General features: G+C 73.0%; 7 protein-coding genes. 1 reads left to right on the forward strand and 6 read right to left on the reverse strand.

What is annotated here, in order from left to right:
• Nucleotides 1-503: 503 nt before the first annotated feature.
• The 5 genes from D7V80_RS37960 to D7V80_RS37980 all read right to left on the reverse strand — a co-directional run bounded on the left by D7V80_RS37960 (nt 504) and on the right by D7V80_RS37980 (nt 8,207).
• On the reverse strand, nt 504-3,704 hold the full coding sequence (locus D7V80_RS37960; RefSeq protein ID WP_120592711.1) for an AAA family ATPase: 3,201 nt from the start codon (nt 3,702-3,704) through the stop codon (nt 504-506).
• Nucleotides 3,701-4,951: a DNA repair exonuclease gene (locus D7V80_RS37965; protein WP_120592712.1), complete on the reverse strand. Its 1,251-nt coding sequence runs from the start codon at nt 4,949-4,951 to the stop codon at nt 3,701-3,703. Before D7V80_RS37965 ends, D7V80_RS37960 begins: the two co-directional genes overlap by 4 nt.
• A 350-nt stretch (nt 4,952-5,301) precedes the next feature.
• Nucleotides 5,302-5,751, reverse strand: a complete 450-nt coding sequence (locus D7V80_RS37970; protein ID WP_147447352.1) for a hypothetical protein — start codon at nt 5,749-5,751, stop codon at nt 5,302-5,304.
• 147 nt (nt 5,752-5,898) lie between these two features.
• Nucleotides 5,899-6,855, reverse strand: a complete 957-nt coding sequence (locus D7V80_RS37975) for a cyclopropane-fatty-acyl-phospholipid synthase family protein (RefSeq protein ID WP_120592714.1) — start codon at nt 6,853-6,855, stop codon at nt 5,899-5,901.
• Entirely contained in the window at nt 6,852-8,207 is a 1,356-nt protein-coding gene (locus tag D7V80_RS37980; protein WP_120592715.1) for a sensor histidine kinase, read from the reverse strand. Before D7V80_RS37980 ends, D7V80_RS37975 begins: the two co-directional genes overlap by 4 nt.
• A gap of 284 nt (nt 8,208-8,491) precedes the next feature.
• Between D7V80_RS37980 and D7V80_RS37985 the strand changes: the two genes are divergently transcribed.
• Complete coding sequence (locus tag D7V80_RS37985) at nt 8,492-9,112, forward strand: hypothetical protein (protein ID WP_120592716.1); 621 nt, start codon at nt 8,492-8,494, stop codon at nt 9,110-9,112.
• Nucleotides 9,113-9,116: 4 nt separating this feature from the next.
• On the opposite strand, the gene D7V80_RS37990 is transcribed toward D7V80_RS37985, so the two are convergent.
• Nucleotides 9,117-9,848, reverse strand: a complete 732-nt coding sequence (locus D7V80_RS37990; RefSeq protein ID WP_120592717.1) for an SAM-dependent methyltransferase — start codon at nt 9,846-9,848, stop codon at nt 9,117-9,119.
• Nucleotides 9,849-9,898: the final 50 nt, after the last annotated feature.

A 9,898-nucleotide genomic window follows, 5' to 3' on the forward strand; every position in this document is an offset into this window, starting at 1 on the left:
GGTGGGAGGAGTGGGGCGCAGCCACCAGAAGACCCCGGCTCCGATGAGGAGCAGGAGCACGACGCCTCCAATGACCACCGCCGACGGCTTCCGCATGGCGCCCCTCCAGGGTGGGCGACTGTAGCAGCAGCGCTGACGCAGGCCCCGGGGAGGGCCGTCCGACAGGCCGCGTCAGAGGGGATGGCGAAAAAAACAGGGCCCAGCCAAGGTTTTTCGCGGCCGACGTATTGAAGGCGAGGTGGGGATGCTGGGGGCAGAGCCACCAGGGTCCAAGGGCTCGGGACGCAGAGCGGACCGGGCAGAGGGGGAAAGGGTTTCGGGGGTCGATCTTCCGGGACTCAAGGTTTTCGGTAGTCGACGTCTTGAAGGAAAAGCAGGACGGACGCGGAGCTTTGGGGGCCGCATCCGAGAGGGGGACCCCTCGGGGGAGGGGTTGAGTTACTGGGAGCGCGTCGAGGGGGCGCGCTCCCAGTATTTTTTTGTGCGCCAGGGTTCGCCGTTCCCTAGCCGCTGGAGACCACCCGTAAGGGTTGGGCGCCTTCGCGGAGGGACTTCGTGGCGCCGGGCAGCTCCAGGACATGGGCGCCCTCCGCTTCGAACTGCTCGCGCAGCCACGGGTGGCAGGTGAAGGCGATGACCTGGTGGGCTTCCGCCAGCCTCGCGAAGAGCCGCACCGCGCCCCGGGCCCGTTCCGGATCGAAGTTCACCAGCACGTCATCCGTGATGAGCGGCAGCGCGCCCCGCGTCTCTCCGAAGTCGCGGATGACGGCCAGCCGGAACGCGAGGAACAGCTGCTCGCGCGTGCCCCGGGACAGCTGCTCCGCGCTCCAGTCCCTGGCGCCGTCACTCACCCGCAGCTCGCGCGCGTCCCCGGCCGGGATGAAGACGCGGCGGTAGCGCCCCGCCGTCAGCTCGGAGAACAGCTCGCTCGCCAGCTGGATGACGCGCGGCTGCTGCTCCTCCTCGAACCTCCGGCGCGCCCTCCCGAGCAACGCCAGCGTCAGCCGGTCCGCCGCGTAGCGCGTGGCCAGCTCCGCCGCCTTCGCGCGCAGCGTCTCCTCCTGGATGCGCAGCCGTGACACGCGGTCGTCGTTCTCCCACTGCGACAGCTGCGTCTTCAGGCTGCCCTGCTCCGTGAGCACGGCCTTGTGCCGCTCGCCTTCGGCCTTGTGGCGCTCGCGCAGCGTGGCGAGCTGTTCCTTCAGGCCCGTCTCGCCGCCCGCCGCGTGGACCTCCTCGTTCGCCGCGTTCTCACCCAGGCCGGTGAGTGCCTGCACCCGCTGGACGTGCTCGCGCACCCGGGCCGCCAGCTCCGCGTACCTTCGCGCCTGCACCGCGCGGCGGCGGAAGGTGGCCTCGTCCTGGCAGCCGCCTTCCGTGAGTAGCGTCTCCCACGCCTGGTCCTCGTCCAGCGCCAGCTGGTCCAGCCGCGCCTTCTCCGCCAGCAGCTCGCCGCGCTGTCCGTCCAGGTGCCGCTGGTCGGCCGCCCTCGAGCGCACTTCTTCCAGCGCCACGGACACCCGCGCGGCCACTGTCTCCGGCGGCCCCTCGGGCAGGCCCGCTGCTCGCGCTTCCTGCAACAGCCGCGTCGTCACCGCGTCGCACGCGGCCTCCGCCACCGTGAACTCCTCCTCGTCCGTGCGCAGGTCCAAGAGCCGCTGCCGCAGCGCCGCGGCATCCAGCCACAGCGTCAGCGCCGACGCCGCGGAGAGGGTTTCCGGGAAGCGGCGCGCCACCAGGAACGCCATCCACTCCTCGCGCAGCACCTCCTCGCGCTGGCTCGCGCGCAGTCGAGCCTCCTCCACGCGCTGGTCCTCGCGCAAAGCCGTGTCCCAGGCCGTGCGCAGCGTGTCCTCCTCGCGCCCCAGCAGCTCGCGCCGCTCGGCCTGCGTCAGCAGCTCCGCGAGCTGGGCCTCCTGCGCGGCCAGGTCCGACAGCGACGCGCCCGGGGACAGCCCCGCCGCGCCGGAGGCATTCAACAGCTCGCGTTGGAGCAGCTCTTCTCGCGCGCTCATCGCCGCCTGCACCGAGCGGAAGCGCTCCTCCTCCTGCTGCCGCCAGCGGTGCCGCGCCGCCTGCGCCTCCAAGCTGGCCTTGCGCGCCGTCTCCACGCGGTGGCGCACGAGCAGCAGCAACCCCACCAGCAGCAGGCCGCCCACCGCGCACAGCACGCCCACGGACGGACCCGCGAGCCACGCCGCGAGCGCCGCGAACCCCAACGCCACGAGCGCCGCCGCCACCACCCACGACATCGGCAACAGCGAGCGCAGCGGCACCGCGTCCGTGGGCGCCCGCACGCCGTCCATCTGGCGACGCTGCTCCAGTCGCTGCTCGGACAGCCGCTCCAGGTCTCCGCGCACCGCGCGCATCCGGCCCACCGCCGCCTGCCGCTGCCGCACCTGCGCGGGCCGCTCCTCGGGCAGCGCCTCCAGCTCCGCCTGGACCCGCCCCAGCGCCGTCTCCAGCCGCGCCCGTTCCTCGCGCGTGCGCGCCTGCTCCGCCTCCGCCTGCGCGAGCGCCGTGTCCGCCGCGTCCAGCCTCCCCGCGAGCGACTCCAGCTCTCCTCGCGCCCGCGCGCCCAGGTCCAGCGCGAGCAAGCCGCCCGCGTCCACCGCGAGCCCCAGCTCTCCCAGCGATTGCTCCAGCTGCCGCCGCCGCGACGTGAGCGACGCCCTGCGCGCGGGCAGTGAGCGGAGCTGTTCGGAGTGTCCGGAGTACGTGGCCAGCGCCGTGCGCAGGGACTCCGCGCGCTCGCGCACGGGCCATGGGGCCGCCAGCCGCTCCCGCGCCTCTTCAATGGGCGCGAGCCTTTCGTGCAGTTGCGCCTGCTGGGCCCGGTACGTCTTGCGCCGCTGGAGCACGTCCTCCAGCCGCGTCTCCGCGCCCGGCGGGAAGGTGTCCAGCACCGGCAGCGTGGCCAGCTCCGCCCGGTCGCGCGCGAGCACCGCCAGGTCCCCCAGCGCGGACTCCAGCCTCGAGGCGTGGTCCAGCTCGCGCTCGGTGTGCTTGCGCGCCACCTCCAGCGCGTGGCCCTCCGCGATGCGCTCCGCCAGCTGGTCGCGCGTGGAGAAGTAGAGCGCGGGCCGGTCTCCCGCTTCGCGCAGCGCCTGCTGCACCTCCTCCAGTTCCTTCATCACGCGGTTCAGCTCGGGCTTCTGTCCACGCGGCGCGTACAGCGCTTCGGCGTCCTTGCGCAGCCGCTCCACCGTCTCCGGCAACCTTCGCGCGCCCTGCATGCCCGCGGCGAACAGCGCCTCCGACACGCCGCGCTGCTGCGCGAGCCGCTGGAACGACGACAGCTCATCCAGGCGGAAGGCGAACACCTCGAAGAACAGCTCGCGCGGCACGTCCGCCAGCGCCTGGTCGAGCAGCGTCTCCGGCAGCGGCTGTCCATCCAGACCGCGCACCGTGAGCGTGCCCTCCGACGCGCGCTTGCCGCCGTGGCGGTGCACCACCAGCGGGCCGACGGCCGTGTCCAGCCACAGCTCACCTCCGAAGAGCGCGCCCTCCGGCTCATAGCGCTCCGGCTGGCCGCGCTTCTCGAAGCCGAACAGCACGCCGCGCAGGAACGCGAGCAGCGTGCTCTTGCCCGCCTCGTTGGGCCCGTACAGCAGCGTGAGCCCCGGCCCCGGCGTCCCCGAGTAGCCCCGGAAGTGCCCGAAGCCGTCCACCTGGAAGCGGTTGATGCGCAGGCCCGGCTTCATGATGCCTCCTCGTGGAGTTGCTCCACGCCGCGCTGGCCCGCCTGCGCCACCAGCTCCGGCCGAGGCGCCTCCAGCGCATCCACGCCCAGCCGCTTGAGCCGCTGTCCCAGCGTCGTCAGGTCCTCGTCGTCCCACAGCGACGCGAGCGCTTCGTCGTCATGGGACAGCGCCTGCGCCTCCTCCAGCAGCGTGCCCAGGAAGCCGCCCCCGGCGCGCACCGCCTCCAGGTCCACCTCCGGCCGGCTGCCATCACGCAGCGACTCCAGCAGCACCGGCGGATGCGCGCGCGCCAGCCGCTCACGCAGGTCCGCCTCCAGCTGCGTCCTCGCGCCGGGCCTCGCGAGCTCCCGATGTAGCGGGCCGCGTCCGGCCAGCGTGAGGCGCACCGCGTGCCCGTCGAAGTCCTCCGCGCAGCGCGACTCCACCACCTCCGTGGCCACCGCCTGGAGCATGTCCAGCGACGTGACGCCCGCGAGCGGCACGTCCAGCCGGTGCCAGCGCACGCGGTCCACCGGTACGAACCTCCTGCGCGCGACGCCGTCCTCCACGTCCACCACCACGCAGCCGCGCTCGCCCGTCTCGTGCACGTGCCGGCCCTGCGGGTTGCCCGGGTACACCGCCACGCCGCCGCCGGGCAGCAGGTGCTCCGCGCGCGTGTGCACGTGCCCCAATGCCCAGTAGTCCAGCCCGCCCGCCGCCAGATCCGCGGCCGTGCAGGGCGCGTAGTTCGCGTGGCCCGCGTCGCCGCCCAGGTTCGCGTGCAGCAGGCCCACGCTGAAGTGCTCGCCGGTGCGGCGGAACCTCGCGGACAGGTTCTCGCGCACCTCCACGTCCGGATAGGACACGCCCTGCACGTGGCACAGGCGCCGGCCCTCGCGCCGGACCTCCACGTCCTCCCACTCCGGGCCGAACACCTTCACCGACGCAGGCAGCCCCAGCGTGCCGGTGTCCCCGCTCAGCGGATCATGGTTGCCGTGGACGATGAAGGTCTGGATGCCCGCGCGGTCCAGCCGGGACAGCTCCGTGCGCAGGGCCAGCCGCGCGCGCACCGAGCGGTCCTTCACATCGAACAAATCCCCGGCCAGGAGGAGGAACGTCACGTGCTCGCGCAGACACACGTCCACGATGCGCGCGAGTGCATGGAAGGTGGACTGCTGGAAGCGCTCCAGGAGCGGGCCGTGCGTGGCCACTCCCCGGAACGGCGTGTCCAGGTGGAGATCCGCGGCGTGCACGAAGGAGAAGCGCATCGTGCGGGCACCGTACCCGAGTCCTGCCTTCCTCCCGACTTTCCCACCCCCCGGGGTGATGCGCGGGTGGACACAGGGCATGCCCCCAGGTCCTACGGGGAGTTCACCGGTGGAAATCCAGCACGTTGGATGCGCGTCCAACCCTCTTGCGCTTCGCGCGAAGTCCCGCACGGACACCCTGCGATTCGCACGACGCGAGGGCCCGCATCCCTTCGCCAACCTCGCGGGGTTGCTGGAGCCCCGACCTGGTGAAGACGGAGAGCCGCCTCACCGGCGCGTGGATGGTGAAGATTTGAAGATGGGCGCGGGCGTGCCACTGGACACGCCCGCGCCGTCCCGAGCCTCATGGCCTAGCGGGTGGGCTCGGGCACCGAGCCACCCGTGGTCCCGGAGCCGGTGTTGCCGCCAGACGAGCCCATGTCGTTGCTGGAGCCCGGCGTCATGGAGCCGCCGGTGTCGCTGCCCGAGCCACCGGAGCCCTCCATGCCGGAGCCGCCCGTGCCCGAGTCGTAGCCGGAGCCGCCCGTGCCCGAGTCGTAGCCGGAGCCGCCCGTGCCCGCGTCACCGCCGCCGCCCATGCCCTGATCCATCGTCGAGCCCTCGCCCTGGCTCGGGGGCGTGCTCGGCTCCTGCCCCGTGCCCATGCGGGGCTCGGTGCCCTGGGTTCCCTGGGTGCCCTGCGTGCTTCCGGAGCCTCCCGTTCCGCCGCCCTCCTGCGAGCGCTCCTTGCTCTGGCACCCGGTCAGGGCCATCGCGCCCGCCACCGCTCCCAGCACCATCCATCGCGTGAAACCCTTCATGCTCGACCCCCCATGTTGGTGTGACGAACCCAAGGCTGGGGGTGGACTGGGGCGGGAGCATCGTCCGGGCGCTGCACGGCGCCGGGCCGCCCTCTCTACGTGCCGTGGAGCAGGGGCCCGCCGGGCCGCCTGCCCATGGACGGCGGATCAGCCCTCGCGGCGCAGCACGAGCAGCGCGTACTCCAGGCCTCCATCCAGCAGGCCCTGTTGCAGCCACAGGTGCTCGCGGCGCGACTCGGCGCGCACGGCGTTGAGCGCGGCGCGCAGGCTATGGGCGTCCGTGGGCGCGCGGGCCAGGTGCTCATGGACGCGCAGCTCCGAGCTCAGCGTCCAGAAGCCCACCGCTCGCGCGGACACGTCGTCATGTGCCTCCAGCTCCAGGCCCGCTTCGCGCGCGTCCGCGAGGAACGCGTTCACGCTGCCCAGGTGGCGGCTCCACGCGTTCTCGGAGGGATGCACGGCGTTGGGCCGCACCCAGAAGCAGTCCGCGATGGCGAGCATGCCGCCGGGCTTGAGCCGGGCGTGCACGCCGCGCAGCCACTCCGAGCGGGGCAGGGCGCAGGTGTTCTCCACGGCGATGACGGCGTCGTAGCACTCGCGGGTCCGGGGCGGCTCGGCCGTGCACTGCCGGACCTGCATGTGCGCGCCCAGGCCCGCCTCGTGCACGAAGCGGCGCACCTGTTCCAGGTGCGTGGGCACGGTCACCATCGCCGTCACGCGCGCGCGGTGCTCCTGGGCCCAGTACAGCGCGCTGCCGCCCAGCACACTGCCCATGTCCAGCACCTCGCCGCCGTCCGGGAAGGGGCCCATGGCGCGCGCCAGCTCCGCGAGCATCGCCTCCTGCGAGTCCCTCATCCGCTCGCGCAGCTCCGGCCCCGGCGTGCCGGGTGGAGGCAGCCGGTCCACCAGCCCCGTGTGGCAGTACACGCGCGGGCTCGTGCCCTGGCGGGCGAGGCCGCGCGCGGCGAGGGCTTCATGGTAGGCGCGCACGTCGAACGGCGTGAGCAGGGCCGGGCCGCTGGACGGGGCCACCGCCTCATTCGCGTCGCGCCCGCGCGTCAGGGGCGTGGACGGCGTCGGGGTGGGGGCGCTGAGGGGCTTCATGGATACTCCCGGGGCAGCAGGATGCGGAGCAGGGCGCCGCCTCCTGGTCCGTTGTGCCGGTGCAGCAGGCCTCCGCTGGCGCGGAGCAGGCACTCGCTGGTGTAGAGGCCCAGCCCCGTGCCCTGGGACTTGGTCGTGTAGAGCTCCTCCGCGGGCGCGTTGAGGCGCTCCGGAGGGAAGCCGGGTCCGTCGTCCTCGATCTCCACCTCCAGGCGTCCGCTGAGCGGCTCGGTGCGCGCCCGGATGAAGACCCGGGACGCGCCTTGTTCGCCATTGCCCTCGCATGCGTTGACAACCAGGTTCTCCACCACCCGCCGCAGCGTGAGTGGCCCGCCGCGCAGGAGCGCGCGAGGCGGCTGGGACATCTGCATCTCCACGTGGATGTCCACGTCGGGGAAGCGCAGGGACACCTGGGCCTGCACGGACTCCAGCACCAGGCCCAGGTCCACGGCCTCCGGCTCCGTGCCGGCGAAGCGGCGGCTCTTGGCGCGCACCTCCTTCACCATCTCCTGGAGCTGCCGCAGGCTGTCCTGGAGCTGGCGGGCCTGGTCCTCGAAGCCATTGCGCGCGAGCACCCCGCGCTGCGTGCCGAAGGCCTTCATCATGTCCGCGGCGGTGCCGGCGTCGTGCAGCGCCTGGTCCATGCCCTGGTGGTGGCCCAGGATTTCCGCCATGGCCTGGGTGAGGCGGCCCACGTCGCGCTCCTGCTGTTCCACGAGCTGCGCGTGCACGGCGGCGCGCAGGCGGTCCGCGTCCGCGCGGGCCTGGTCGTAGCGCATGGCGAGCGAGCCCAGGTACACCTGCGCGACCAGGGCCGCGGGCCCCACGACGGCGAGGAGCCGCCCGTTCTGGGCGTGCCACGCGAGCACCGCCGCGCCCAGCAGGGCCACGAGCGTGCCGACCATGAGGAAGGGCTCGCGCCAGGTCACGCGGTAGCGCCGGCCATGCACCGCCGAGACGCCGATGAGCAGCACGCCAAGGACGAGCGCCCCGGAAGGCGCGGCGAGCGCGGTGAGGCCCGCGAGGAAGAAGTGCTCCAGCGCCAGGCCCGGCAGCCACGCGAGCCAGCTCCCGGCGCCCACTCGACGGTGGCGTGCGTGCACGAAGGCGAAGGCGACGCGGTGGACGGCGCCGGGCAGGAAGCACGCGAGCGCGGGGGTGAAGGGCACGGCGAAGAAGGAGTGGACGCCGGGGGCCCACGCGACGGCGCCCACGAGCGCCGAGCCCCGGAGGAGGTAGCCCGCGAGGGGGCGCACGCGCAGGGACGCGAGGAGCCGGCCCGCGTCCTGGGCGCGCATCCAGCGGCGGAAGGCCGTCACTCCCTGGCAGGAGGACAGGGACGGGGACTTCATGCGCGCGCTCCGGTGCCGGACCGCGACACGGCGGCGCGGGCAGGACGGTGCCCGGACGGATGCAGGTCTCCGCGATACGGACGCATGCTGGTCAACCCCCCGGCACCAGGCGCAGCCCTCGACACGGGGAAGCAAAGGCGACGGAGGCCCCGGGGTCAAACGCGGGGGCATGGACATTGTTGGCCAGTCCTCCGACCCTGGCTTTCCGGTCAGGGCGGGTGATGACTCCTGTCCGGAGCGACAGTGCTTGGGAGGGCGTGCGGGGCGCGATAGAGGGGCGCCCCATGCGTGACAGAATCCAGACGGTGTTGCGGCAGCTGGCTCAATCTCCGGAGTTGGAAGTGCGGTGGCTGCACACGTTGTCGCTCCTGGAGTTCATTGGGGCGCGGAAGATTTCGCGCACGGTGGCGGACCGGCACCCGTCGCTGGAGGTGCTGGGGCACCTGGCGGACGAGACGCGCCACGCGTTCACGTTCAAGCGGCTGGCCTGTGAGGTGGCGGGCCGCGAGGACGTGACGGAGTTCCTGGGCGTGGGCGCGGCGTCGGCGTGGTTCCAGTCGTTGGACCGGCAGCTGGCGGAGTGGGTGACGGGCGTCACGGGGACGACGGACGTCTACCTGCACTACCTGCTCACGACGTCGGTGGTGGAGCGCCGGGCGATGGTGCTCTACCCGCTCTACAAGGCGGCCACGCGGCACGCGGTGGTGCGCGAGGAGCTGGGGCGCGTGGTGGTGGAGGAGCAGTCCCACCGCCGCGCCATCGAGGACGCGTGCATGGAGCGTCTGGAGAAGGCGGGCACGACGCTGGAGCCCGCGTTCGCGCTGGAGGAGCGCCTGTTCGAGACGTTCCTCACCCAACTGGAGAAGGACGTGGCCCAGGCGCTCGCCGGAGCCCAGGCGGCCTGAGCCGTCACTCCGGCGACGCGTCTTCTTCGCCGCCACCGTCCGCGCTGGAGAGCACCAGCTTCCCGCCCGTCCACGCCGCCTGGAGGTTCCTCGCGCGGCGTGCGCGCTTGCGGCTCAGCTCCACGCCCACCGCGTCCAGGCCCAGGGCGTTGGCCACCGCGAGCGCGGTGCCGTGGCCGCAGAAGGGGTCCACCACCGTGCGCGTGCGCGTCTGCTCCAGGATGAAGCGGCAGGCCACCAGGCACGCGTTGAGCCCCATGCCTCGCGTCCACGTCACCTCGCCGGGGTCCGGCAACACGTCCGCCGTGGACTTCGCCGCGTCCGCCTTCAACCCCCGGCTGAAACACAGCAGGTGCGAGTACGCCGGCCTCCCGAACGTCACCGTCCCCGGCGTCCGACGGCACACCACCTTGTGCCAGAGCGTGTCGCACCCCGCGGCCTCCGCCGCCTTCGACACCAGGTAGCCCTTGTCCACCCACGCCCCGTCCTTCTTCACGTCGGACTGGTAGAACACCGCCACCCCGTCCTCCGGCACCCGCGACAACACCTTCGCCGCCGCCCCCACGAACCAGTCCTTCCACTGGGGCACCGTGAGCTGCGGGAACTCGGAGACGTCCGGCAACGACGCCACCATCGAGCACCCCTCCAACACCGGCCGCGCGTCCAACCACGCGAGCGCGTCCTCGCAGTACACCGTGCGCTTCGCTGCCGCCGTCCCGCTGCGTCCATCCGTCATGACGCATCCGAGTCTGCCGCAAGCGCGCACCCGCTCCCACCCTTCATTCC

Origin of the sequence: Corallococcus sp. CA054B (assembly GCF_003611625.1) — a bacterium.
In the GTDB taxonomy this organism is placed as follows: Bacteria; Myxococcota; Myxococcia; order Myxococcales; family Myxococcaceae; genus Corallococcus; species Corallococcus coralloides.

Excerpts from the sequence above, each read along its gene's own strand:
- D7V80_RS37960 (WP_120592711.1), bottom strand. The coding sequence starts at position 3,704 with ATGAAGCCGGGCCTGCGCATCAACCGCTTCCAGGTGGACGGCTTCGGG.
- D7V80_RS37990 (WP_120592717.1), bottom strand. The coding sequence starts at position 9,848 with ATGACGGATGGACGCAGCGGGACGGCGGCAGCGAAGCGCACGGTGTAC.
- D7V80_RS37970 (WP_147447352.1), bottom strand. The coding sequence starts at position 5,751 with ATGAAGGGTTTCACGCGATGGATGGTGCTGGGAGCGGTGGCGGGCGCG.
- D7V80_RS37975 (WP_120592714.1), bottom strand. The coding sequence starts at position 6,855 with ATGAAGCCCCTCAGCGCCCCCACCCCGACGCCGTCCACGCCCCTGACG.
- D7V80_RS37965 (WP_120592712.1), bottom strand. The coding sequence starts at position 4,951 with ATGCGCTTCTCCTTCGTGCACGCCGCGGATCTCCACCTGGACACGCCG.
- D7V80_RS37985 (WP_120592716.1), top strand. The coding sequence starts at position 8,492 with ATGCGTGACAGAATCCAGACGGTGTTGCGGCAGCTGGCTCAATCTCCG.
- D7V80_RS37980 (WP_120592715.1), bottom strand. The coding sequence starts at position 8,207 with ATGAAGTCCCCGTCCCTGTCCTCCTGCCAGGGAGTGACGGCCTTCCGC.